This is a genomic window from Sphingomonas sp. LHG3443-2 (assembly GCF_049896405.1).
Taxonomy (GTDB): domain Bacteria; phylum Pseudomonadota; class Alphaproteobacteria; order Sphingomonadales; family Sphingomonadaceae; genus Sphingomicrobium.
In genome coordinates this window covers 1,500,278-1,524,967 of sequence record NZ_JAFCUG010000001.1, presented here as the reverse complement: position 1 = coordinate 1,524,967, position 24,690 = coordinate 1,500,278, and the positions used below count along the sequence as shown (strand labels likewise).

Here is a 24,690-nt window from a genome sequence, read left to right as displayed (position 1 = left end):
TGCGCCCGGAGCCGGTATAGATGGCTCGCGCGGCGCTGCGGAGAGGATCCTCACTAAGGCTGATGGATACGTCCGGAACTGCCGACCCTGTGCCGAGGATCATCGCGGCGACCTCATACTGAATGGCCATCATTTCGGCCTTGACATTGTCATTGTGAGCTGTAAGCATCGTTATGCTCCCTATATAAGTTCGAAGCGCCTTTTCCATTCACTGGAACTTGGCACTCCAACCTTCATCGAAGCATCTTTTAACTGGCTGCCTCTTGGCAGCTTGAGTTAAGAACCGCGCGCGTGCGACGCTGGGCGGTCCTGCGGCGTAGCGGGTCAATCAGCCGGCCACGAAGTGCCTTTCCAAGATAAGGACGTCACCGTCCGGGTAGACAATCTCGATGGAGGCACTGTCCTCCATCTTGGTGCGGATGGTTTCAATCGTGAATGGCGAGCCGTCAGCAAAGCTGCCATCACCATGCCCGTAGAGCGTCCGACCGGCTTCCTCGATCGTGCGGTTGACTTCCGAGATCTGGCCGGTGGCCGAGTGCTTGGTAATGAAGACGATCACGTGGCTTCCTCGACGCAATTTCAGGTCAGCAGCCGTGCGGACGGGGTAGTCGGCGCTGTTGCCTCATGCAGGACTGGGCGGCTCTTCCGCACCTTGCACGTCCCCGGCGCTTACCCCATCAAAGGCCTCGCTCCCGTCCGTGATGAGCAGGACCTCTTCTTGGGTTTCGCCGGAGGGAAGAGCCTTTGATTCGTCGTCTTCACCCGCGAGGCCGCGCTTTAGGTCGCTTTCCAGTGCCTTGATGACCGAGGCGTGCGCTGCTTGGGCTTTCTCCAGTAGCGCGCGAACGCCCACAACGACCCAGTCGGAGTTCGGACCGTTTTTCTCCATTTCTGAGAGGAGCAGCAACTCGTCGTCGTTGCTGGTCTTGACGTCCGGCATTGCTCCAATGAGGTGGCCGTGCACCGTCACGTTCCGCTGCAACTCCATGGAGCAGTAGCGCTTTACCTTGGCCATGTAGGTTTTCAGCTGGGCGAGATGCGTGTTGTTGAGCGGGATCGACGGGCTTTTCAGTTCGACGATGGTGATGAGGTGCGGCATGTCGGTGTCGCTCAGCACGAACACCAGGTCGGGCCTGGTCGGATCGTCAAGCTTGGCGTGCTCGTCCACGCCGAGGTGCTCGGCCAGGGCGTCGGCGACGTTGCCCAGCCGCTCGTCGCTGGTGAGATAGCGCGAGTATTCCGATTTGATTAGCCAGGGCTCTTCCTTGAGCAGCTGATGGAGGTCCTTCTCGATCCCCTTCTTCTTCCAGAACTCTCCTTCGCCATCCCGGATCAGCTTCAACAGGGCGTTGATTCCGTTGCGCCGGCCCCGGTAGATCTTGAGCGCGTCGCTCTTCTCGATGTCGGCAAGCTCGACCAGGTTGAGGGCGATGTTCTTGATCGATTGCGGGTCGTGGCCGAGCTCGCTCAATCGAATCAGCACCTCGCCGGCGTTCATCGACTCAACCACCAGCGGTGCCAGTTCCAGGAACTCTTTCGAGTCCGGACCATGTTCGACTGCCAGCGTGCGGAGCAGCTTCTGTGCTGACGCCTTCGCCTTACCTTCGAGGGTGTTGGTGATCCGCATCATGGCCCTTGCGCTGGTCGACTTCTCGATCTCTTCGTCGACCACCGCCTCCTTCCACTTGGCATGGGCGGCCAAGGCCTTCTTCATCGCCTCCTCGACGAACGCGATCAGCGAGCGGACGATTTCGTTGTCCTCGCGGAGCTGCGTGCGGTTGGTGTTGACGAGGTCGATGCCGTGTCGGTCGAGGTCGTCGGCCCGAACGATGCACTCCATGTAACTCTGGCTGTGGAAGTTGTGCATGCCGGTCGGCAGCCCGAACAGCGATGGACCCGCGGCCAGCCGATTGTTGCAGTAGATCCGAGCGCCGCGCCGAGCAGTCGGCAAGTGCTCGCCCTTCGGCCTGAAGCCGACCATGTAGCGGATCGGCAGCTTGGTGATGTCCTCTACTGGGACCTCGGCCTCGGCCAGAGCTTCGGCGCTGGCGCCTTCCGGATAGACGTAGGCGTAGCTGGCCTCTTCCGGTTCGATCAGGTCGTCGTTGAGCTTTACGGCCAGCTCGGCTGGTTCGATGCCGAAAAAGGCTTCGCGGATGGTTCGGGCGATCGTGTCTGTCGAGAACCGCACAGCGTCCGCCTTCAAGCCGGTCAGCGTGATTGTCGTTCCATGGTCCTCTGCCAGTAGAGCGTCTTCGTAGCTGGCGGGGATTTCCACTTCGCCGATGTTCTCCGCGCTCTTTATGGCTTCATCGTCGAGCACGAACGTGGTAGCGAAGGTTTCGCCTTCGCGTTTGGTCCGGATGACGACCTTCGTAGCTGCGCCGAACCCCGCCAGCTTGCCCAGGCCCTTGCGCCCCATGACGTTGCGCTTGCCAGTCTCCGAGGTGAGGACGGTTTCCTGACCGGAATCGTCCAGGCGCCGCTTGCGGTTGATGGGAAGAAACTTCTTCTCGACGTCTTCGGGCGACATGCCGTGCCCGTTATCCTTGATCACGATAGCGATATTGTCTGGCAGCGGCGTCAGCAGCACTGTGAACGGGTCGCGCTGCTGCCTTTCGACCTCTTCCTTCGCGGCCGCCTTGACCGCCGCACGGGCGGCCTGAATGTCGTCGGCTGGAACGCTGATCTCCACCAGATCGGCTTCGCTATCGTAGGCGTTGGCGACGAATTCAACCAGGCATTTGCCGATCGTCGCATACATGTTGATGCCCAAGGCTTCGAGCATTCCGCCCTGAATGCGAAGCGGGAAGGTTGCAGGGCGTGCAGCGTTGGCCGCTCCGGCGAGGGGATCGTTGGCGGCGGCTACTGCGAGGTTCGGCTTGTTCATAGGCCGATGATGCAGCGCGAGTGAGACGAATGGAAGCCTCGCTACAGCGAGTAACTAGGTCATATGCTTCGAAGCTGATCAGGCCGCGAGCTTGGTGCTGGTTGCGCCGGCGCTCGTGATGGCAGCCTGAACGGCGGTCAGGACCGCCGCTGCCAGCGGCACCGGCACTCCGTTGCCGATCTGGCGAGCGACGGGATAAGGTCGCCCCTCAAATTGCCAGCAATCGGGAACGCCCTGCAGTCGCGCTCCCTCGCGAAGCGAGAGCGTGCGGTTTTCCGTCGGATGCAGATAGCGCCCTTTTGACGGGTTCTGGAACGTGCAACGGAGCGTGTTCGCCGGCCGAGCTGGATCGATCCTCCCCCAAACGTCGGTAGCTTGGCACCCGACCTTGGCCCAAGACGGCGGACAAAGGTGGGGAGCGGCCTTCATGATGTCCCGCTTGTCCCCACAGGGTGGGACCAGCGCGATCCTGTCGGCGGCGATCCCGGTCGGGGTCGGCCAGCGGTGCATCGGGTCGTCCGGCAAGACTTTCCTGTTGAGGGCGTCCCCCGCGCTGATCCGCGCCAGTCCGGGTTCCGGTCGTTCCACCCGGCCGACCCGTGATGCAACAGTGAAGGATCGACGGCGTAGCTGCGGCGTGCCGTAGTCGGCTGCTTCCAGTTCCCAGGTGTCTACATTGTAACCCAGCCGTTGGAACTCCACCGCCATCTCGCGCCAGTGTGCCGAGCGTGGAAAGGGAGGGACGTTCTCGACCACCACGACCAAGGCCGCACAAACTTCCGCCCAGCGCGGGACTGTCAACGCCAGGGCGTTCCTCGCGTCTAGCGGGTCCTGTCTGCCGAGAGTTGAGAAACCTTGGCAGGGGGGTCCGGCAAGGAGGACGTCCGCTCTCGGGACGTCGTGAAAATCGGTCACTGAGCCGACCACGGCGACCGGCCCAACGTTTCGGTTGTAGGTAGCGATCGCCTCCTTCGACACGTCCACAGCGAGCAGCGGCCGCATGCCGGCCTGAACCGCTCCAGCACTAAAGAGGCCTGCACCGCTGAACATGTCGACGAAAGTCGTCTCTTGCATATGCATGAGGTTAATGCATTTATTCATGCATGCAAGCCGAATCGGACAGGGCAGACGAGCAGCCGGCCGGCATCGATCTGGCGCTGCTTGCTGAGCGCTTGGTCCTTCAGGGCATGCCCGTGCAGCGGGTGATCGGCGAGGAAGCCGGCGTGAGTCAGTCAACGGTGTCGCGCGCCGTGCACAGAAAAATTCGGAGCCAGTCAGCCGGCGCAAGGAAGCTTTGGCGCTACGCCGAAGAGCGGGTCCGCATTCTTCAGGAAAGCCCTGTCCTGCAAGTGGAGGCCGCGCCCAACCTCTTGCCGACCAACCGCCGCCGCGCTTCCCGACAACCCAGGTTAGCCGAAGGAGCGCCTCCTGCTTCGGTCGTGTTGAACGAGAGGGAAAGGCAGTCGCTCGGGCGGCGGGCGATGCAGGGGCTCCGGGACTACCTAGAGGACCGCTTTGATCCCCAACTCGTGATCGAGCAGTTGGCGGTGCTCCGTCGTGCTCAAGACCACGCTCATTTGTCCCGAGCGATGCGAAACTCGTCGGCCAAGCCTCGGCCAAGGTGAACAAGGATACTTTAGCCAACCGCCGCCGCACCAACTACGCCATTCCGGCGCGGCTTTTCGGCAGACTGATCTTCAGCTGTATCGACCGGGTGAAGGTCCTTCGACGCGGTTTGCGTCATCTGACCTGGACTGCTGCGAAGGGCACAAGCGGACCTTGACAGGTGACACTTTCAGACTCAGTGTGAGGTGACACACACGAGCTGAACCAGGTTAACCGTTACTGTTTTCGTTGGTCTTTTTTGCTAGGCGACCCCTCCCGTAGGGGTCACCATCCGAGCTCAAGGCTCGGAAAGCGCTGGTTTTACGGCCTCTTTACCCATCATGTGTACAGAACATGGGTACAGAAACCGTGAAGAAATCCAGCATGGCTACGCCCTTCAAAGACCCTCGTACCGGGCAGCTTTACTTTCGCCGGGCCATTCCACAGCCCCTGTGGCCGGCATTCGATGGGAAACGCGAGCGCAAGATCACGCTCGGCACCAAGGACCCTGTCGCCGCCAAGGAGCCGTTTGCTCGGCTAAATGCCGAGTTCGAACGCGACCTTGCCGAAGCCAGGCGCAAGCTTGCCGAAGGGACGCTGCTGCCGACGCCAGGGGCGGTTGTCAGGCGGTGGTGTGAGGGTCCGGCAAACAACGGCAGCGACTTGTCAGGTCAGCAGCGGCTCCTACTGACTCTGATGGAACTGGATGCAGGCGTCGGCGCCCGCTATTCGGCCAGCGCCAAGCAAATGTTCCCTCCGGCGATTGCGGGACCGGCAATGAACACCGATTGGAGCGCCGTGCTTGGAGATTCCTCACGATTCGACAGCATAATCACCGAATTCTACAGAGGCGATGCCGAGCAGGTCGGGACCAATTGGATCCGCACACGCTGGCACGAGCCGGAGAAGGTCTGGCAAATTCACCTCCTCAACGCCGCCAAACGAATTCAGCGCTTTAGTCCTGAAGCTGAACGCTTCTCCGACGAAGAGATCGCCCGAGCGCTGCTTGTCGTTCTCGACGAGAAGCGACCGGCCGAAGAAGACTTCAATCGTGCCCGCTTAGACAAGCGCCGCCACCGGCCCAAAAAGTCACGACTTCGGCCGAATATGCGGCTGCGCGATTGGAGGAAGTGGGCCAAGTGGCGCTGGCTGATGTGCGCCGCGATGGCGACATCGTGTACCTCGACATCAGCGACTATGTGCTCCTGGAAGATGGGGAGGAAAAAACCATAAAAAACGATGAGTCGAGGCGGCTCGTCCCAATGTTGAAAGGCGGTCACGGTTATCAAGCGCGCTTGGCCCTGGCGGTCGCCGTCGGCCCAAGTGAAGTCTCGGTCGGTCCGTTCATCAGACATTGGAAAGTGCAGCGATCGGAATCGAAGATCTTCCAAGACTTAGAGGAAGGTGTTCAGGTAGAGGTCTTCGAACCTGCGAACAAGACCACGGAAGCCGGACTTCATATGGCAGCGCTTTGCCTTGATTCATATCGGTGGCGGTCCACTTCGAGTGCAGTTCGATGTTGAATTGCTCGATATCGCTTTCGGCGTGAAGCGGCCGGTGCGGCTCTTGCAATTGGAACGACCAATGTACGTTGGAACGCTTTCGCTTGGTGAGCTTCGAGTGCGCACTCATGATTTTGGTTCAGCTCGAAGCATTCCTGAAGCTGGAGCGGATCCTGACGAGATCGTAGTGGTTGCAAAGGGCAAGAAGCCCCGGACGGAACAGATCAAGCTCGGTGCGGACGTTCTTGATCGATGCTCTTCCCTCGTCTTCGATAAGAAGGCGCGAGAAGTTCGCTTAAGCTGCTGGTGAGGCCGCTAGCTAACTGTGAAACATATGTCCGGGGATCGGAGGTAGAATGGCTGAGAATCGAGCTGGCTTGTGCGGTGCAGGTGGAATGCCTGTGCGCTGAACTACGCCATTGCTGAGAGAGCGCAGGTGACTCCTCAACGGCACAGCTAGGACGATGCTGAGATGTTGAATCATGCAGCGCAGTCGACTGCGAAAGCCCTCTTTGTCGTTGCTGACGAGCCGTTGCTCGTCTTCCGCTCGGTAGAGGCTGCTGCAGTTTGGCTTGAGGTCATTGACGTGGCCGACGGAGTGTACGGGCCCGCTTGCGGAGCGAAAGGAGAGCCTTACCTGATTACGCACGAAGGCAATCGCGTCGTCATCGAGCCGACAGCGGAGCCTCCGCGAGCGGACGAGTTGCGGAAGCTCCTCTTCGTGCACCTAGAGCGGCGCGGGAGCCCAGTCGACCTTGGATCACCATTAGCAGCATTGGTGGCGATGACCTGCACCCTCGGGTTCGATCTATAGCTCAGGAACATCGAGGACGCGCTGCTGGTGGACCGGCGCAATCCGAGGCGGGACCAGCGCATCATTCTCACCGGCAAGGCCAACCGTCTTATGCCGGCATGGATCCTCACATCATCCAGGTGAACGGGCTTAGAGACGATAAGGTGAGGAACGTCGCCATAGGTGGCTGATCAGACCCACTAGCAGCCGTCCAGGGTCCGCTCGCTGCTTCCTACAAGCGGACGTGCGCTAATAAAGGTATCTGGTGGGCATCAAAGCTGGCTGAACTCGCCAGCTACAGCCTTCATTTCGGCGAATAGCGATTCAAGCTCTGCCTCCCAGATGGCGGCATCAGCAGCATTACCTTGCTGCAGCCCCTCAAACACTGCACCAGCGAAATCTTCGACCCCTTGCGGCAGCATGATTCCTCGATTCACAATGATGTGAAGGTTGTGAATCGAGCCTCATAAGGCGGCGAGAGCAACTCCGGTGTCATGCATTACGGCCAGCTCGCCCCCGGCGAGATGGTCAACCTTCCTCCCGCCCTCATGTCGTTGAGAGTGCGCTCGATCATAATACTATTGTGGAGCAAAGAAGCCGGTGTTTTACATCCGATCGGCTTTTTGAAGACCTCCAGAGCAAGCTTCTCCCCTGCTCTGATGAACTGGTGCTACTAATCTTGTCATCGCCGGGCGAACGTAAATCCTTCCGCTACGTTCTCTGGCTCCCTGGAGTTCCGAAACCCTCCGTCGAACGGCCAACCATTAGAATCGTGCTGGCGAGTTGCACAAGATGTTGCCACGGCAAATGAGCGAGGAAAGCGCAAGATCGGCGAGTGGCTCGCATGCTCCGCGAAGGAATCGGTAAGTGCGACTTGGTGGCAAGTTTCGGGACGGCATATCCGAGCGGCTTTGCCTTGCTTGGCTTGCCGTCGGCTGACTATGTGCGTGCACCCAGGTGGAGACAATCGTGTACATCGTTGAGCGCAGAGCTCGTATTCTGCTGCTATTTGTCTTCGCTGTGGCCCTGGCATTGCGGCTTGCTTACATCGGCTTCGGTCTTCCGAGCCTGTACGATCCCGACGAGCCGCTGTTCATGGTCAAGGCGGCTCAGCTGATTGCCGATCGGACGCTCAATCCCCGATGGTTCGGTCATCCCGGCTCAACGACCATCTACCTTACCGCTCTGATCCAGATCGCAACGTTTCTTGTTGGCTTTCTTGCCGGCAGCTTCCGGTCGGTAGGCGATTTCATCAGCGCCGCCTATGCCGACCCAACCATCGCTTTTCTGCCGGTAAGGGTCGTGATGGCGTTGATCGGTGCAGCTTGCGCCGCACTCACCTTTGCCATCGCCAAGCGCTTGTTCGGGCTTACCGTCGCCGTGCTTTCCGGCCTCTTCGTTGCGCTCAACTCTCTCCACATGGCTTGGTCACAGGTCATCCGGACCGACAACCAGGCCAGCTTCTTCATGCTGCTGGTCATCTTCGTCGCGATGCGATTGGTAAAGTCGGGGCGGCGACGCGACGCACTGTTCAGCGGGCTGCTCACCGGCGCCGCTATCGCCACCAAGTGGCCCGCCGCAACCGTGTTCGTCGCTGTTATCGGTGCCTGTTTGCTGCTGGTAAGGACCGGCCGGCTCTCGGTACGTCAAGGCGCAGCTTACGTCGGCATCGCGGCCGGCGGCACCCTGGCGGGGCTCTTCCTTTGCTCGCCTTTTCTCCTTTTCGACTATCAAATCGTTGTCGCCAATCTCAGCAATGAAGCCAGGCCTCAACATCTGGGCCATACCGGCACCGGCTTCGTTGGCAATCTGTGGACTTATGTGTCGGTCTATGCGGAGCAGGCCATGGGCTGGCTCGGGCTCGGGCTTGCACTGATCGGCCTCTTGGTGGCGAGTGGGAATCGCGTCGCGCGCTATGTCGTCCTGCCCGCTTTCGGCCTGTTCATGATCGGCATCAGCGCCCAGAGCCTGATCTGGTCGCGGTGGCTCGTGCCCGGCATTCCCTATCTCGCCATCTTTGCTGCCGTGGGCATACAGCGGTTGGCGCTGACTACCGGGCAAGTTCTCAAGATCAGGGCTCCTGCCGCCATCGCCCTCCTCAGCTTGATTGGCTTGGCACAAAGTGCCGTGAGTGCCGTCGGGCAGATCCGCGAACGTGCGACGGACACGCGGACGCTCGCGGCACGATGGCTGACTGCCCATGCGCGGCCGGGTAGCAGCGTGGTCCTTGAACACATGGAGCTCGGCCTTCGAGACAAGCCTTTTCGTTTCCTCTTCCCGGTGGGCAGCGCCGGCTGCCGGGACGCACGAAGCTTGCTTCGCGGCGAAGTCAATTATGACCAGGTCGAGAAGGCGCGGGCTGAAAGCCCCATTGTCGACCTGGGCAGCATTCCAGCCCCCGTCAGCCAGAGCTGCCGGGCCGATTACGCGATTCTTACCTATTACGATCTCTACGTTGAGGAAGCCAATCGCTTTCCGGGCGCGCTTCGATCCTATCGCACCATCCTGAGCGGAGGCCGGACGGTAGCGCTGTTTCGCCCTGTTCGCGGTAAAGTCGGCGGACCCATCGTCAGGATTGTAGCCGTCCCAACACAGCAATGAACCTGTCGAGGGTGGCACAAGCACTGCACCACTTTTAGAGAGGTGAGGTGAGCGCGATCCCGCGCATGGGGAGTGTAATGCAAGCCGTTATCCTGGCCGGGGGCCTTGGAACACGATTGGGCGAGGAGACCGCTATCCGACCTAAGCCGATGGTCGAGATCGGCGGGATGCCCGTCCTGTGGCACATCATGAAGATCTATTCGGCCCATGGGATCAACGATTTCGTGATCTGCCTTGGCTACAAAGGCTACATCATCAAAGAATTTTTCGCGAACTACTTTCTCCATACGGCCGACGTCACCATCGACCTCGCCAAAAACGCAATGGAAGTGCACCGGGGGCGGAGTGAGCCTTGGCGCGTGACGCTTGTGGATACCGGGGCCGACACCATGACCGGTGGCCGACTGAAGGCAGTGGCCGAGCATCTCAATCCCGATGAACCCTTGTGCTTCACTTATGGAGACGGTGTTGCCGCAATCGACGTGTCGGCGCAGCTCAAGTTTCATGCCGAGCACAAGCGAAAGGCGACGATCGCCGCTGTTGCTCCACCGGGCCGTTTCGGAGCGCTGGAGTTCGACGGAGAGCTAGTCCGCTCCTTTCGCGAAAAGCCGGCGGGAGATGGAGGGCTTATCAACGGTGGCTTCTTCGTTCTTGATCCGTCAGTGATCGACTTGATCGACGGCCCCGACAGCATTTGGGAGCAGGAACCGCTCGAGAAGCTGGCGCAGGCGGGTGAGCTTGTCGCCTACCGCCACGACGGGTTCTGGCAGCCCATGGATACGCTCCGCGACAAGCTCTACCTCGAGGAGTTGTGGCAGCAGGGAGCACCGTGGAAGTGCTGGTGAGGCCGGAGAACTGGAAAGGCCGGCGCGTCCTGGTCACCGGGCACACCGGTTTCAAGGGTGGCTGGCTCAGCTTGTGGCTGCACAAGCTCGGCGCAGAGGTCACCGGCTTGTCTCTCCCGCCGCCTTCGCAGCCGAGCTTCTTCGACCAGACCGGGCTTGCCGAACTGATCGACCACCGCATTGGTGACATCCGCGACGAAGGACTTGTCCGACAGGTCATCGGCGAAGTGCAGCCCGAGCTAGTGCTTCACCTCGCCGCTCAGCCGCTGGTGCGATATTCCTACGATCACCCTGTCGAGACCTATGCAACCAATATCATGGGCACCGTTCACGTGCTCGAAGCGTGTCGGCAAACCTCGTCGGTCAGGGCGGTGGTCTGCATTACGACGGACAAATGCTACGAGAATCAGGAGTGGATTTGGCCTTATCGCGAAAGCGATCCGATGGGCGGCTATGATCCGTACAGCAGCAGCAAGGGCGCGGCCGAACTGGTCATCTCCGCCTACCGCCGCTCCTATCCGGACAATCCGGCGATCGCTTCGGTTCGCGCCGGCAACGTTATCGGCGGCGGCGACTGGGCGCTCGACCGGCTGGTTCCGGACATTGTCCGTGCGCTCCTCGCCGGCCGTGACGTCGAAATCCGCAACCCCAATTCGGTTCGACCGTGGCAGCATGTGCTGGAGGCGCTGGGCGGCTACCTCATCATCGCCCACCGGCTGATGGCGGGCGACCGGAAGGTGGCGACTGCCTATAATTTCGGGCCCTCGGACGAGGACACGCAGCCTGTCGGCTGGATGGTCGAGCGAATGCTCCAGGCCTGGGGCGGGTCATCGAAGTGGGTGAAGCCCGAAGGCGCGCAGCCGCACGAGGCCACCCTGCTCCGGCTCGACTGCAGCAAGGCCAGGTCCGAGCTCGGCTGGCGCCCGCGCCTGCGGCTGGAGGAAGCGCTCGACAAGGTCGTCGAGTGGCACAAGGAAGTGGACCGGTCGGGCGACGCCCGCAGTATCTCGCTCGCGCACATCGACGATTACATGCGGCGGCTAGGCTAGCACCCGGCCGCCGCTTGGTGGCTCAGGCGCCGATGCGCGCCTGCTCCGCGACCTTGCGGCGCGCCGCTTCGAACCCACCCCAGATCGCATTGTCGGCCGCCGCGTCGCGGATCAGCTCCGCACGATAGAGGAAGCCCTGCTCGTCAAGCAGGATCGGGCGATAGGCGTTCGGGTTGTGCTTCTTGTCGCTCTGCCAATAGCGGAAGAAATCCTCGCGGCTGACGCCCTCAAGCGCTGCCGGCAAACCGTCGAGGCCGCCCAGGATTTCAAGCAGGTTTTCGATCAGCGCGGACACCCGGGGTACCTGCTTCAGCGCTGGGTTGGCCGCCGCGCTCATCTCTACCGCGGCAAGGCAGCCGACCCCAACCGCGACACCATGGGTGACGAGATAATCGGTGCAGCTCTCCAGCGCATGGCCGAAGCTGTGACCGAAGTTGAGCAGCAGCCGCTCATTCTGATCGAACTCATCGACTTCGACGAACCACCTCTTGGCCCCCAGCGACAGGGCAACGATCGAGGCGACGCCTTCGATATCGCTCGCCTGCCCGAGATAGTTCGTAAAGATCTCGTCCGAGCGCGCGAAGCAGATCTTGGCGGCCTCGCACCGGCCCGCCGCGACATGCTCGGGCGGCAGCGTCTCGACCGCCGCGGTCGGAACGACGATCCGCTCGGGAGGATAGAACGACCCGACGAGGTTCTTGAAGGCGCCGACATTTACCGAGCTCTTGCCCCCGATGCAGCTGTCGACCATCGCCAGCAGGGTGGTTGGCAGGAAGGTCCACTTTACCCCGCGCATGTAGACGGTGGCGATGAAGCAGGCGATGTCCTGCACCACCCCGCCACCGACCGCGAGAATGTGGCCGTTGCGGGCGAGTCCGAGACGGCGGCATTCCTCGACTAGCGGGGCGATCGCAGTAAAATCCTTGGCTTCCTCAGTCGCCTCGATGAACAGGACGGGACGCGACAATCCCTGCAGCTGATCGCGGAAGAAGCCATCGGCGAGGATGATCGTGCCTTCGCAGGCCTCGACGACATCCCGCACCCGCTGTTCGGACAGGAGCACCGGATGGCTGCCGGACGCCGACTGGATCTCAAATAAGCTTTGCATTTTCAAATCCCAGATCGACCGACACAAACTGGCCGGTGATGCTACTCTGTTCGTTGCAGAGGAAGGCGGTGAGCTTGGCGACATCGTCAACTGCGGGAAGGCGGCCGAACGGGGTCATGGCGGCGAGCCGATCGATCTGCTCGGGCGTGAGATTGGCGCGGGTCATCGGCGTGTCCAGCGCGCCTGGCAGCACCGCGTTCACCAGCATGCCTCGCTCCGCCAGGTCGAGCGCGGCCGACTGAACCAGCCCCTGGATCGCCGCCTTGGTCACCATGTAGGAGAATTTGTTGCGGCGGGCCACGCGCTGCCAGACCGAACTGATCACCACCAGGCGAGCGCCGTCCCGCAAACGGCCTGAGGTCAGCAACGCATTCATGCTCGCCGCGACGAACAGGACATTGGCGTCGTACAGGTCGCGGTGCTCCCTGACATCGAAGTTGGCGACGCTGTCGTTGATGTTGGCGCCTTGCGCCCAGACCGCGACATCAAAGGCCGCATCACCGGGAATCGCGTCCGCGTCCTGCAGCGGATCATAGGCATAGACGCCATCACCGGCGACGCGACCCGTCGCGAGCACCGCGTGACCGTCGCGCTCGAGCGCGTCGCAGCAGGCCGCGCCGATCTGACCGCCGCCGCCGAAGACGATCGCCTGCTTCACTACGCCGCGACCTTGGCCAGCGTCAGCATGTTGCCGAGCTTCAGCCCAATCGGGGTCTGCGGCAGCGGCGCCTTCGCAAGGTCGATGCCGGCCGTCCAGGCCGCCTGGCGGATCATAAAGGCGAGCGGGAAATAGTTGCGGCTGCGGCCGATGGTGACCGTCTCGTAGCCGGCCCGCTTGAGCAGCTTGGTCATGGTGTTCGGATTGTAGAGTTCGGGATGCTGCAGGCAGAAGGGCGGGAACTTCACCCCCATCAGCAACCGTAGCAGCGACTTCTCGTTGTGCGTGACGATCATCAGCGCGCCGCCCGGCTTCAGCTTGGTACGGATCTGAGACAGTATCGCCGCCGGATCGAGCAGGTGGTCGAGCACGTGAACCATCACGGCAAGTCCGATGCTGCCGTCCGGCACTGGCGACAGATCGTCCATGTCGGTCGAAATGGTGTGCGGCTTGCCGTTCGTGGCAGCAGCCAGTTCCGCGTGCACCGCGCGGTTGGGTTCGAAAAGCCAGTAGTGGTCGTACTTCACTTCGAGCGCGGCGTCGCGGACGATGTAGCCGATGTCGGGGCCAATCTCGAGAAAGCCGCCATCTAGCGGCGCAGTCTTGCGTGCCTCGCGCCAGTAATCGCGCTGCGTGGCTTCCAGTGCGGGGCCCGGTACATCCTCCATGTTCGGCGCCATGTTGGCGTAGAGTTCGCCAAGCTGCGCACTAGTGAAGAAGTGCGGCGTGTACATCTGGTCGCACGACTGACAGCGGGCGTAGGTGAAGAACACCTTCTCCTTGAACAGCCCGGCCCAGAACGGCCGCAGTTCCTCAAGGCTGACCGTCTCCGCGCGGCGCTCGCTGAACACCTCGTCGCGCGGCTGATCGGCTCCGCAGGCAGGGCAGTTCCGGCGCGGAAATTCACTGTCGATCACGTTACTTCGATCCCCGGGCTTTGAAAGTTACTCGGCTGTGCCAAAAATAGCTGCCAATCATCAGCACCAGTGCAAAACCAAGTTGCGCAATGATCGGGTGGATGCCTCCGACCTCTACCAATAGCGGCAGCGCCGCCCAATTTGCAGCATAGTTGAACAGGTAAAAGGACGAGAAAAGCCCGAATTGGCGCGCCGTGTCACCCCGCGTCTGGAACACACCCAGACGATAGGTGGTGAAGGCGAACAGCAGGCTGGTCGCTTGCGCGATCACCAGCGCCACCATGTAATGCTGGTGCAGCCATTCGCTGCTCCACAGCAGCAACGGATAGATAGCAAGCCCGAACGCCGTGTTCAGCCCCGCCGCGATGACGTAGCGCAGGGGTCTGCCACCCGCCTGCTGCTGAGGCTGGTCGACGATAGCAGAAGATCGCTGGTCGCTCATTCGTCCATCAGGTCGATGAGCATGTTCTCGCGCAGCACCTCGCGTGGGAGAAACGGAGACAGGTCTTCCAGCGCGGGCGACGTGATCCGGCCATCCGGGTGCTGCTTGGCGCCAAGCTTGGGTGCGAAGGGCACCGTTTCGTCGATGAAGATCTCGCACATCGCAGGCCCGGGCGTATCCAGCATCGCATGGATGGCGGCGCCAAGATCCTCGTGCTTCTCGGCCCGCGAGTAGCTGAACCCGAACGCGCCAGCGACCTTGGAGAAGTCCGGAAAGGTCACGTTGCTCTTGGGCCCGCCGCCGACTTCGACGCCGTTGAAGAAGTTGCGATGGGTCTGGAAGATCGACACATAGCCGCTGTTGTTGAGCAGCACGACCTTCACCGGCAGGCCGTAGCCGGCGATGGTCTGCATTTCTTGGATGTTCATCATAATGCTGCCGTCGCCGGCGATGCAGATGACGCGCTTTTCGGGGCCGCGCGCGGCGCAGATGCCGACGGCGGCCGGAAGGTCATAGCCCATGGTTGCGCAGCCGCTGTTGGTCCACAGCCGCTGCCCGCGCTTCAGATTGGCGGTCTGGAAGCTGACCACGCAGGCGCTGCCGTTGCCGGTGACGATCACCTCATCCTCTTCGAGGCGGTCGAACAGCGCTTCCATCGCCACATAGGGGTGGCACGGCTCGTTGGTGCGATATTCGGGAAGCACGATTGGGAACTTGGCAGAGCGCTCCCGCGCCCAGGCCAGCCACTCCTTCTGCTTCTCGCTAGGCTGTACAGGAGCGACGGCGATCAGCTCCGGCAGCAGGTCGGCAAGATGTGCGCAGACCGGTAAATCGGGTTTGACGTTGGGCTTCTGCAGCTCGACCGGATCGATATCGACCCACGCCTTGAAGGCGGCGCGTGCAAAGCTGTTCCAGTTGTAACTGACCTGGCGGATGTTGAGGCGGCTGCCGAGGATCAGGAGGAAGTCCGCGCTCTGCGTCACCATGTTGCCGGCGCGGTCGCCGATGGTGCCGGGCCGTCCGCAGTAGAGCGGATGGTCGTTCCAGATGACGTCGTGAGCGTTCCAGCCGGTGACCACTGGAATGCCGAGCTTTTCCACCAGCTCGATGAACTGCGCATGGGCGCCGCTGATGCGGACCCCGCCCCCGGCGAACACCACCGGGCGCTCGGCCGCCTGCAGCCGCTCGATGATCTGCCTGGCCGCGGCCTTGAGATCGGTCTCCTTCCACGGCTCATTCAGCTCGGCGGGATCAAAGCCCGGCGCAAGCTGATCAGGATCGATCATCGCCGCCTGCACGTCGAGCGGAATGTCGAGCCACACAGGTCCGGGCCGGCCGCTGGTCGCGAGATAGATGGCTTTCTCGAGCTCGTAGCGGATCTTGAGCGGGTCAGTGACCATCGCCGCATATTTTGTAACTGGGGTGACGATCGGCTCGATGTCGAGCTCCTGGTCACCATATTGGCGCAGCGGGAGGCCGGTGTGACGGACGGTGGTCTCGATCTTCACCTGACCGGAAATGACCAGCATGCCGATGGAGTCGACAAAGGCGCCGTAGACGCCGGTAATGGCGTTGGTGCCGCCCGGGCCGGAGGTGACGTTGACCACCGCCAAGCGCTGGGTCAGTCGGGTGTAGGCCTCCGCTGCCATGGCCAGCGCCTGCTCATGATGGCAAAAGGTCGTCTTCAGGCCTTCATGGGTGCCGATCGAATGGTTGAGGTGCATCGCACCCCCGCCCGTCAGCATGAACACGTCGCGGATGCCATGTTCGACCAGCTTGTCGGCAACCCACGCGGAGAGCTTTACCTTTGTCATTCCGTCCATCCATTCCACAGCGCCGTACGCCGGATCGCCTCATCGAGGCCGACCGTCGGCACCACGCCTAATTCGTTGCGAATGCGCCCGGTAGCCGGAACATAGCGCCCCGGATTCCAGCCCTTGTCCTCTTCCCCGAGGATCGTCACGCCAGGCGCGCCGAGCACGGCGGCGACCCGGCTTGCCAGCTCGGCAATGGAAACGCCTTCCTCGGAGCCGACGTTGTAGGTTGCCCCCGGCTTGGCAGCCAGTAGCAATTTCCACAGCCAGACCGCGAGATCGGCGGCGTAGAGATAGCTTCTGACCGCAGTCCCGGCGCCCTGCACCACGATCTGCCGTCCGGCCATCGCATCGCGGATGAAGTTGCCCGCTGCAAAATGGATGTCGAGCGACAGAAGTGGCCCGAGGAGCGCGAAGATGCGGGCGTTAACGATGTCGATCCCGAACTGCTTGCGATAAATGGCGCACAGCATCTCGGCCGCGCGTTTGCCTTCGGCATAGGACGAACGATGGGTCATCAGATCGGGAGCGCCGCGAAACTCCTCGTCGACGTGGGTGACCTGCCACGGCTGCGCCCCGTAAACGGCACCGGATGACAAGAAGAAGACCCGCTTGGCGTCGAGTGCGCGCGAGAAATCGAGTGCCGCGCGTGTTCCCTCTACGATCGTGTCGAACATGCGCAGCGGATCATTCTCGTTGAGATCGGCGCTTGCGTCCGTGGCGGCGTGTATCACAAAATCGTAGCGGCTGCCCTGTGGCTTCAGCTCCCGCACGTCGCCTTCAACAAGGTTGATGCCGCGGCTGGCGGCAAGATCGCCGAGCCGCAGAACTGCGCTTGCGGCGTCGCGGGTCAGCACGTCGACCTGCACACCAAGGTCGAGCTGGCGATCCGCCTCGACCAGCGCGGTCAGCATCCAGCGACCGATAAAGCCGGTTCCGCCCGTAAGGAAAAGGCGCTTGTCGGCAAGCTTTGGCCACTCAGCCTGGAGCGAGCGCACCATCGCTGCCACGTCATCCTCGAACACCCACGATGTCACGCCACCAACTCCCTTGTCCCTGGCCCTTGCGGATGGGCAGCAGCGTGGCGGCGCTTGGCGAGGCCCCAGGTTGGCGGTCCCGCCCTTGCGGCTCTATGGAAGTTGCGCAGGCTGTCAAAGGCGAGCGCCCACAGCATAATGGCGATGATGCCCGGCCGAATGAGGGCACCGAAAGGCACGACATAGTCGCTCATCACCAGTCGTCCACTCAGCCACGATTGCCGCTCAACCGAGATCAGGTTGGCCAGGGTCCAGTCTCCGGGAACCGAGATCAGGTAAGCGCAGATGATTGCTGTGAGAATGGCCTTGTTGCGGCTCTTCTCAAGGAACACCAGAAAGACAATCAGGGCGATCCCGTAGCCGCCTGGGTTCTGGCTGACGAAAGACTGCATCAGGATGAAGAAGATCACCCGCGAAGTAGTGATTGCCTTGGGGTAGAGCCACGCAAGTCCGATGCAGAGAAGGGCGATGCCGCGCGACCAGATCGAATATTGGCTGATGAAGACGACGGCTGCATCAACGTATCTCTGTTCGATGTACTCTCGCACCGGATATTGCTGCACGTCGAGCTGAAGAAGCGGCTTGTAGGTAGTGGTGTAGAGAACCTCATCCCAGATCGTGCCGAGCCGAACCGAAAACCAGTTCTGTAGATTGGAGATCAGTTCAACCGGGGTGCCTTCGTTAGTAATTGCGAGGGTGACGAGGTAGAGGCCCAGGCTGCCCACCGCGCACAACTCGAACAGCCGCCAGTCGCGCTTGATCGCCAGCGAGAAGAGGGGAAGCACCATGTAGACCTTGGTGTTCGCCATGAAGGCGGCCGTTAGCGCATAGCCAGTCCGGCCGCGAACCAGATTCCCGTACAGAGCAACCATGGCGATGTAGGTGAGCATGATGAGCTGACCGCGCTCAAGTGCGAACAGCAACGGCCCGCCAATGGCTATGGCAAGGCTCCTGAACAGCGCCGTGGATCGGTCACGACGGTAGAAGGCGAATATGCTGATAATGACGCTGCCAGCGTACATCGCCAGAATGAAGACGATCCCGAACCAATCGCATTCCCGCGCGTCGTAAGGCGCTGCGTTATAGCAGCGGGGGTCGCCCATGAACCGGGTCACCACGAACGATAAGGGAAGATAGATCGTCCGCCACACGCTGTAGGCGTCGCCCTTGTGCGCCCAGTAGGCCGTGTTGAACCAGTCCATGAACGTGTCGCCAATGTCGAACACGAACGGCGGCCCGAGGTATCCCTGGTCGAAAAATTGGATCACCACCCGCACGAAGCCGGCAAGCACGAGAAGAGCGCCGGCAAGCTCAACGGGTCGCAGGGCTGCCCGTTGCCGCGAGTTCATGACTGATCGTGGAGGCGTGGCGCGACTGAATCGCGGATGACCGGCCGCGTTCGGACCGCCGGGAAGTTCAGCCGCTCCTCCTCGATCACCAGTGGCACGTTGCGCAGCCGCTCGGCAATCAACCGCACCTGATCGCCGATCAAGCCAAGGAACAGCAGCACGATTGCAAACAAGGCGAACATGACGCTCAGCGCCAGAAGCAATGGCGAATAGCCGATGACCGCGAAGCGGATCAGCGTCACTGCCGCGAGGACCGCAGCCAGCACGATCATGTAAATCGCCGTTACCAGTTGCAGCCGGAGCAGCGACTTGGCCGACGCGCCGACACCCGACAAGGCGAAATTCAGCAATGTCCAGAAACCGTTGCTGCTCTTGCCGCCGGCTCGTTGCGGACGATCATAAGGAACAACGGCGATGCGATAGCCACTTTCAACAAGCATGCCGCGAACAAAGGGTTCGGGCTCGTTCCAGGATGCGAGCATGTCGACCACCTCGCGGCTGATCAGGCCGAAGCCCGTCGCACCTGGGATGAGCGGGGTATCAGTGAACTTGCGAAAAAAGGCATAACCCAGCTTGCGCACCGTGCCGAGCACGATGCCGGCCTTCTCGCTGCGACGCTGGCCTAGCACCACTTGGGCGCCTGCTCGCCACTGGCGAACGAACTCGCCGATCAAGGCCGGCGGATCCTGGAAGTCGCAGCAAAGAGCGATCACGGCGTCACCCTCGGCCTGGAAGATGGCGTAAGTTGGTGAGCGCATCTGGCCGTAGTTGCGGTTGTTGAAGATGGCGCGCACCCGCCCGTCTCGCGCACAGATCTCGCGTAACAATGCGCGCGTGCGATCACTCGAGTCATTGTCGATGAAGATGATCTCGTAGCTGGCCGCGTGGCGTTCAGCCTCGGCGGTCACCGCCTCGTACATGGCAACAACGTTTGCTTCTTCGTTGAAGCAGGGAATGGCGAAGCTCAGTTCAGGTCGCGGCGAGGGTTGAGCGGTAATTGGCATGACGGATAATTACGCCGTTGCTTCCTGCACCGTGACCCGGCGACGGCTGCGGAACAGCCCCGTCGCTGGCGCATACCATTCGGTAAACAGTGCAAGCAGGACAACAAACCCGAATGCAGCCATTGCCCAGATGTTGTACTGGCGCTCTGGTACGATGTTCGCGGGGTCAATGATCTGGATATAGGATGCGCTTTCGGCCGCCAGCTCTTCCACTTCGACCTGCTCGCGCGAGCGCTGGTAGACGTCGTAGATGGACTGCTGAAAGCGGACGTCGCGGAACAGGGACAGGTATCGCAGATCGATCGCGGTCAGCCGGGCGACATTCGGCTCGGCGATGCCGGTAGCCGGCGTGGTGGTGCGCGCAATCTGCGCCTGTAACCCGGCAATGTCGCTGCGCAGTGCGGCAAGCTCGGCGCTTTCCGGTCCGCGGAATTCACTTAGGGTCTGCAGTTCGACCTGCTTGGCCTGAACTTGCGCCTGCAAGGTCGCGCGCTGGGCAAGAGCGGCACCGAGTTGCTGTTCCGGTGCAGCGAGGCTGTTGGCCCGGCGGAATCTGTTGAGGTTCGCCTCGGCCCGCGCCACGCGTTCGTTGGCGTTTTCGAAACGGCGTTGAACGATCTTCTGTTTGTTGGCGATGATCTGTCGCCCGAAGCGGGCCAAGTTGGCGCTGATTGCGTCGGCATAGGCGGACGTCAACCGGCGTGCCTGCTCCGGGTCGTATAGCTTGGTTTCGATTTCCATGACGCCGCCGAGAAGCAGGTGAACGTCGACCTTCTTCTCGAGCCAGAGCTTTGCCTTGCGCTCGCTCGCGAACTGTCGTCCATCCCCGACCAGCCCGAGCTTCCTGATGACGTCGCTTGCAACCGTGTCGCTGCGCCCAATGATCAGGTAAAGGTCATTCGACGGGCGGCCGCCCGTAAGTAGGCTGCCGATGCTTTGCGATCCGCTGCCCAGAGCACCGAGGAGCGAGGTCGTGCTCGCAGCACTGGCGCTGGTGTCCTGCGGAACGATTTTCGCTCGCGCGAGATAAGGTCTCGGGAAAAAGATGAGAACTAGGAGGACCAGCGCGGCGCCGGAGTAGAGGGATCGACGGATGCGATCGTTCCTGGCCACAACGATGGTATTCTCTACCAGCTTCACTGGGTCACCGCCACGGCAGTCACGATCGCCGGGGTGAGCGCCGAGGTAATATCCCGCACACGCGCCCAGAACTCGCCGCGGTTGGCATTCACCGGCACAAAGACGAGATCGCCGGGCAGCACGGGCTGACGCTGCACGTTCACCGTTCGCTGGGAGATCAACGTCCCGTTGGCCCGGATCACGAAGATCTGCGACTTGTCGCCGATCTTCTGCACGCCGCCAGCGCGGGCCAAATACTGACCCACCGTCTCGCCCCGGCGATACTGGAAGGACGCCGGGCTCGGCACCGCTCCGAATACCCCCACGGTGACCGGCTGCGGCGGAATATAGAGCGCGTCGTTGTTTTCCAGGATGAGGTCTCCCGGCAGCTGCGAGTCGGCAGTGCTCACGGCCATGATCAGCCGCCCGTCGGGTTCGCGCTGCTGCAGTTGCTCGACAATCGATTGCACGGCCTGAAGCCGCGCCGCATTAAGCGCGGCAGCTTGATCGACACTGGTAAGCGGCTGCGACTTCAGAAGGAGTTCGAGATCGTCGACAGCGCGCCGGTAACTATTCCGCTGCGTCTGCTTGACGCTTTCGCGAGTGAAGACCGTGCCGAAGACATAAGCCTGTGGCGTCAGGCCTCCCGCCTGGGCGATCACTGCACCAACCGAAGTGCCGGGCTGAACGTAATAGCGTCCAGGTCGGGCGACTTCGCCGCTCACCGTTACAAGTGCCGGCTGACGAAGCTGCGGCTGGGCGATGCCGATCGCAGGTAGAACACGCAGAATGGAGGCTCGTTCGGCGACCTGCTGCGCCACTTGCCCCGGAGTGAGTTCCCGCCAGCCTTGCGGTTGAGTCGGGTTGAGCAGCAGCAGCCTTGTGTTGTCGGCTACCGTATTCACCCCGCCGGCGTAGAGGAGAAGGTCCTGCAGCGTTTCCCCGGTGCGCGCTTCATAGATGGCTTCGACGTTCACGCTGCCGACCACCGCCACCTGCGGTCCGGCCGGCGCGATGTAGATGACGTCGCCATTCTGAAGCAGGACGTCGGCGCTCCGGTCGCCCTTCAGCAGGAGATCGTACAAATCGAAGTCGGAGATCAGGCGGCCGTTGCGGCGCACTTGGATCGAACGGAAACTGCCACCTGCCGAGGGCCCACCCGAGGCGAGCACGGCATTCACCAGCGTCGACAGGCTGTTTACGGTGTAGGATCCGGGCAGCCGGGCAAAGCCAGTCACGTAGACGGTGATGCCCTGCAACTGGCCGATCGTCACTGCCACACGAAAACTGCGGTACTGGCGTGACACGGCACGTGCGATCAGCGACTGCAAATCGCCATAGCGCGACCCGCCAACCGTCACCGAGCCAACCCGCGGAATGAAGACCTTGCCCTCCGGGTCGACCACCAGACGAAGGTTGGTGGCGTCCACTGAACCGCTCAGGCCGACCAGTATCTCGTCGCCGACGTTCAGGCGATAGTCGGGAGGCACTGCGGTGCTTGGCGGCGCCGTGAATTCACGCGAGCCGGGAACCAGCAGGTTCGAGCCAAAGCGGCGAAGCCGCTTGTCGACCAAGTCGGAGACATACCGCTCGAATTCGTTCGGCGGCGGGGCCGACTGCACTAGCGGGGCTACGTCCTCCCGCTGGTTAGCGCGATCAAGCGCACGATCCCTGCTTAGATCGCGTTCTCGGTCGCTTGTGGTCCGATCATCGACGTCGCGAAGTGGTTCAATCCGGTCCGGCTCGTAGCGGCCGGGAGGATCAATCGTGCCGGTGCCGACCTGCGTGCGGGCGGCATCCGAGCCGGCCTGAGCGGTTGTTCCCCGACCTGTCTGCGACGACGTTCGCGGTAAATTGGATCCGGCCTGATCGGCTGGATCGATGGGGTAGTTTAGAATCTGCGCAGGTGCAGCTTCTGCCAACAACAGCAAAGCCAGCAGAGGGGCAGCCAAGGGAGCTCGGGACGACCGGAAGTTGGCCATGTTTTCTAACCTACACATAATGGATCCAGGGTGACGAATGCTGCGGCGCAGCAAGGTAGTCTGGCGCTGCACCCATCCTGAACCAAGGCTGTTTTTGCCGTCGGTAGCCACTAGCACGACGACCTGCGAAAGGCAGCTTCGCAACGTGCGTGACAGATGTCCCTTGCCCGTGATGACTAAGCGGCAGCGATCAGACGCCGGGGCGTCTTGGCTGCACGCTCTTCCATCATGGCGATACGCTTGGCGTCTTCGCTGGCGATCCGGTCATAGTAATTGCGCTTGTTCTTCAGCCAGGCGAGTTCGAACTGGACGGCGTTCTCGATGCCCGCTTCGATCTTGGGCTGCTCCACGGCCTCGCCGGCAAAGATCACCTTGCGGGTCTCGAACCGGTCGAGGCGAATGGCCCGCATCTCACGAAGTGCCGGAATGGCGTCCGTGGATACCGAACCGCCGACCACGAGTTCGAGGTCGGCAGCAGCGCAAGCGGCCGCAACCTGCAGAACGGCTTCGGTGATTTGACGGTCGTTGACGGATGTCCGCGGCAGTCCTCGCGAAAGAGTAAAATCGACCCTGCCAAAGACGATCCCGTCAACGCCCGACTGAGCCAGCGGAACGATATCCTCCAGGTTGCTCAGCGTGAGATCGGTTTCAAGATTGAACAGGAAGCTGGTCTCGTGGCGCTCTCCCCCGTAAACCTTGTCCTTGGCTTCGATGAACTTGGAAAGTGCATACCGGCTCTCCACCATCGGGGCGATGATGTAGTTGATGCCGTACAGCTTGCTGGAAAGCAGGTCGGTAACTGCTTCGCAGCCGCCAATCTTCAAAGCAACCTTCAAGTCCGCCCGAAAAGCGAGTTCCAGGAGCCGGAGCAGTTCGTCGGGACGGGTACCCTCGGCTTCAAACTCGGCTTTGACGGCCACCACACCATGCTCGTCGCGCCCACGCTTGAGCAGGTCCAGCATCTCACTTTCTAAAAAGTTCACGCTTTACGATCCTTCGGTTGCGAGCAAAATCGGCGGGTGCACAGCATTGCCCCCGATTTCGCGACACGTGCTTAACATGCAGGCGCGAAGTAGCAAACGAGATTGGCCGCGCGAACCTCATTGAATTGGTCTAACTTAAGGCCAAAGCCCTGTAGTTCCTCGACTTTGGTGAAATAACAACTGACGCTTGACAAAAGAACGAACATACGAAGCGTTAATGCGCTCTGGTTGAAGGCATCTTTAGCTGCATGGACGGCAAGACGTCGCCGCCCGCCGATACCCACCCACTGCGTTCGTCCACATGAGGCTGCGTGCTCCACGTCGTGACGAATTGATCGCCTGTAAAGGAGGTAGGCACACCTAACGGGTTAACGGGTGCACCGTTGCGCCTGATCTCAAAATGAAGATGCGGTCCTGTGGAGCGCCCGGTCGAGCCTACTCCGCCGATCCGCTGGCCTGCAGAAACTCGTTCGCCGGTCTGCACCAGTATGGACGAAAGGTGACCATAGCGGGTGCTCGTACCGTCTAGGTGAGCGATCTCGATCAGGTTGCCATAACCGCCCGCCCATCCAGCGCGTCGCACGATCCCGGATGACGCCGCCCGTACGGTTGTGCCCCACGCAGCGGGAAGGTCGAGCCCTCCGTGCATCCGAGAGCCGCGCACAAGCGGATCCGAGCGCCTTCCGAAACCCGACGAGATGCGAAGCTTGGCAAGCGAGACGCCTGTCAGCGCCTCTGCTCGGTCCTTGGTGGTCACAATCTGCGAGGCCAGGTCAGCGCTCCCCTGCCGCGCGGCAGTCAGCGTGGCAGCATCCTCTCCCGACGGAAGCCGGGAGGGTGCCTGAGCCAGGCCAGCGCTGCCCACGGCCGCGGCAACGGCACAATGAAGCGTCGATCTCAGAACAAGGAAGAGGCGCCGAGTGCCGGATGACCGGAGGACCGACCATGCGTGTTCTAAATGCAACATAGGCGATCGGAATCCTGCCGTCGGG

22 protein-coding genes are annotated in these 24,690 nt (G+C 61.6%); 6 read left to right on the top strand and 16 right to left on the bottom strand.

What is annotated here, in order from left to right; genetic code table 11:
• Positions 1 to 328: 328 nt before the first annotated feature.
• The 3 genes from ACP69Z_RS07700 to ACP69Z_RS07690 all read right to left on the bottom strand — a co-directional run bounded on the left by ACP69Z_RS07700 (position 329) and on the right by ACP69Z_RS07690 (position 3,964).
• Positions 329 to 559 (bottom strand): hypothetical protein, encoded by a 231-nt coding sequence (locus ACP69Z_RS07700; RefSeq protein ID WP_426266923.1) that lies wholly within the window; start codon positions 557 to 559, stop codon positions 329 to 331.
• 63 nt (positions 560 to 622) lie between these two features.
• Positions 623 to 2,890, bottom strand: a complete 2,268-nt coding sequence (locus ACP69Z_RS07695; RefSeq protein WP_426266922.1) for an ATP-binding protein — start codon at positions 2,888 to 2,890, stop codon at positions 623 to 625.
• A 78-nt stretch (positions 2,891 to 2,968) separates the two neighbouring features.
• Positions 2,969 to 3,964 (bottom strand): DNA cytosine methyltransferase, encoded by a 996-nt coding sequence (locus ACP69Z_RS07690; protein ID WP_426266921.1) that lies wholly within the window; start codon positions 3,962 to 3,964, stop codon positions 2,969 to 2,971.
• Positions 3,965 to 3,993: 29 nt separating this feature from the next.
• Between ACP69Z_RS07690 and ACP69Z_RS07685 the strand changes: the two genes are divergently transcribed.
• The 3 genes from ACP69Z_RS07685 to ACP69Z_RS07675 all read left to right on the top strand — a co-directional run bounded on the left by ACP69Z_RS07685 (position 3,994) and on the right by ACP69Z_RS07675 (position 6,307).
• The gene (locus ACP69Z_RS07685) at positions 3,994 to 4,515 is read left to right on the top strand and encodes a hypothetical protein (RefSeq protein WP_426266920.1); all 522 of its coding nucleotides are present in this window, start codon (positions 3,994 to 3,996) and stop codon (positions 4,513 to 4,515) included.
• Positions 4,516 to 4,849: 334 nt separating this feature from the next.
• Positions 4,850 to 5,728, top strand: coding sequence for a DUF6538 domain-containing protein (locus ACP69Z_RS07680; protein ID WP_426266919.1), 879 nt, complete (start codon positions 4,850 to 4,852; stop codon positions 5,726 to 5,728).
• A 273-nt stretch (positions 5,729 to 6,001) separates the two neighbouring features.
• Positions 6,002 to 6,307: a hypothetical protein gene (locus ACP69Z_RS07675; RefSeq protein ID WP_426266918.1), complete on the top strand. Its 306-nt coding sequence runs from the start codon at positions 6,002 to 6,004 to the stop codon at positions 6,305 to 6,307.
• A 755-nt stretch (positions 6,308 to 7,062) separates the two neighbouring features.
• Here ACP69Z_RS07675 and ACP69Z_RS07670 read toward each other — a convergent pair.
• The gene (locus ACP69Z_RS07670) at positions 7,063 to 7,212 is read right to left on the bottom strand and encodes a hypothetical protein (protein ID WP_426266917.1); all 150 of its coding nucleotides are present in this window, start codon (positions 7,210 to 7,212) and stop codon (positions 7,063 to 7,065) included.
• Between the two features lie 547 nt (positions 7,213 to 7,759).
• Here ACP69Z_RS07670 and ACP69Z_RS07665 point away from each other — a divergent pair.
• From ACP69Z_RS07665 to rfbG, 3 genes are all read left to right on the top strand, one after another.
• On the top strand, positions 7,760 to 9,391 hold the full coding sequence (locus ACP69Z_RS07665) for an ArnT family glycosyltransferase (RefSeq protein WP_426266916.1): 1,632 nt from the start codon (positions 7,760 to 7,762) through the stop codon (positions 9,389 to 9,391).
• Positions 9,392 to 9,456: 65 nt separating this feature from the next.
• Positions 9,457 to 10,236, top strand: coding sequence for a glucose-1-phosphate cytidylyltransferase (gene rfbF / locus ACP69Z_RS07660; protein WP_426268068.1), 780 nt, complete (start codon positions 9,457 to 9,459; stop codon positions 10,234 to 10,236).
• Positions 10,203 to 11,285, top strand: coding sequence for a CDP-glucose 4,6-dehydratase (gene rfbG, locus ACP69Z_RS07655; RefSeq protein WP_426266915.1), 1,083 nt, complete (start codon positions 10,203 to 10,205; stop codon positions 11,283 to 11,285). Before rfbF ends, rfbG begins: the two co-directional genes overlap by 34 nt.
• Positions 11,286 to 11,307: 22 nt before the next feature.
• On the opposite strand, the gene ACP69Z_RS07650 is transcribed toward rfbG, so the two are convergent.
• The 12 genes from ACP69Z_RS07650 to ACP69Z_RS07595 all read right to left on the bottom strand — a co-directional run bounded on the left by ACP69Z_RS07650 (position 11,308) and on the right by ACP69Z_RS07595 (position 24,347).
• Complete coding sequence (locus ACP69Z_RS07650) at positions 11,308 to 12,393, bottom strand: 3-dehydroquinate synthase (RefSeq protein ID WP_426266914.1); 1,086 nt, start codon at positions 12,391 to 12,393, stop codon at positions 11,308 to 11,310.
• Complete coding sequence (locus ACP69Z_RS07645; RefSeq protein WP_426266913.1) at positions 12,377 to 13,051, bottom strand: SDR family NAD(P)-dependent oxidoreductase; 675 nt, start codon at positions 13,049 to 13,051, stop codon at positions 12,377 to 12,379. Before ACP69Z_RS07645 ends, ACP69Z_RS07650 begins: the two co-directional genes overlap by 17 nt.
• Positions 13,051 to 13,968, bottom strand: coding sequence for a class I SAM-dependent methyltransferase (locus tag ACP69Z_RS07640; protein WP_426266912.1), 918 nt, complete (start codon positions 13,966 to 13,968; stop codon positions 13,051 to 13,053). The genes ACP69Z_RS07645 and ACP69Z_RS07640 overlap by 1 nt, the downstream gene beginning before the upstream one ends.
• 1 nt (position 13,969) lies before the next feature.
• Positions 13,970 to 14,410, bottom strand: a complete 441-nt coding sequence (locus ACP69Z_RS07635; RefSeq protein WP_426266911.1) for a GtrA family protein — start codon at positions 14,408 to 14,410, stop codon at positions 13,970 to 13,972.
• The gene (locus tag ACP69Z_RS07630) at positions 14,407 to 16,224 is read right to left on the bottom strand and encodes a thiamine pyrophosphate-binding protein (RefSeq protein WP_426266910.1); all 1,818 of its coding nucleotides are present in this window, start codon (positions 16,222 to 16,224) and stop codon (positions 14,407 to 14,409) included. Before ACP69Z_RS07630 ends, ACP69Z_RS07635 begins: the two co-directional genes overlap by 4 nt.
• Entirely contained in the window at positions 16,221 to 17,261 is a 1,041-nt protein-coding gene (locus tag ACP69Z_RS07625; protein WP_426266909.1) for an NAD-dependent epimerase/dehydratase family protein, read from the bottom strand. The genes ACP69Z_RS07630 and ACP69Z_RS07625 overlap by 4 nt, the downstream gene beginning before the upstream one ends.
• Positions 17,258 to 18,553: a hypothetical protein gene (locus tag ACP69Z_RS07620; protein WP_426266908.1), complete on the bottom strand. Its 1,296-nt coding sequence runs from the start codon at positions 18,551 to 18,553 to the stop codon at positions 17,258 to 17,260. The genes ACP69Z_RS07625 and ACP69Z_RS07620 overlap by 4 nt, the downstream gene beginning before the upstream one ends.
• A gap of 53 nt (positions 18,554 to 18,606) precedes the next feature.
• Positions 18,607 to 19,614, bottom strand: coding sequence for a glycosyltransferase family 2 protein (locus tag ACP69Z_RS07615; RefSeq protein WP_426266907.1), 1,008 nt, complete (start codon positions 19,612 to 19,614; stop codon positions 18,607 to 18,609).
• Between the two features lie 9 nt (positions 19,615 to 19,623).
• Positions 19,624 to 20,754, bottom strand: coding sequence for a capsule biosynthesis protein (locus ACP69Z_RS07610; RefSeq protein ID WP_426266906.1), 1,131 nt, complete (start codon positions 20,752 to 20,754; stop codon positions 19,624 to 19,626).
• Positions 20,751 to 22,826, bottom strand: coding sequence for an SLBB domain-containing protein (locus tag ACP69Z_RS07605; protein WP_426266905.1), 2,076 nt, complete (start codon positions 22,824 to 22,826; stop codon positions 20,751 to 20,753). The genes ACP69Z_RS07610 and ACP69Z_RS07605 overlap by 4 nt, the downstream gene beginning before the upstream one ends.
• A gap of 65 nt (positions 22,827 to 22,891) precedes the next feature.
• Positions 22,892 to 23,698: an aldolase/citrate lyase family protein gene (locus tag ACP69Z_RS07600; protein ID WP_426266904.1), complete on the bottom strand. Its 807-nt coding sequence runs from the start codon at positions 23,696 to 23,698 to the stop codon at positions 22,892 to 22,894.
• A 214-nt stretch (positions 23,699 to 23,912) separates the two neighbouring features.
• A complete protein-coding gene (locus ACP69Z_RS07595) occupies positions 23,913 to 24,347 on the bottom strand; it encodes a M23 family metallopeptidase (RefSeq protein ID WP_426268067.1) in 435 nt (144 codons plus the stop codon).
• Positions 24,348 to 24,690: the final 343 nt, after the last annotated feature.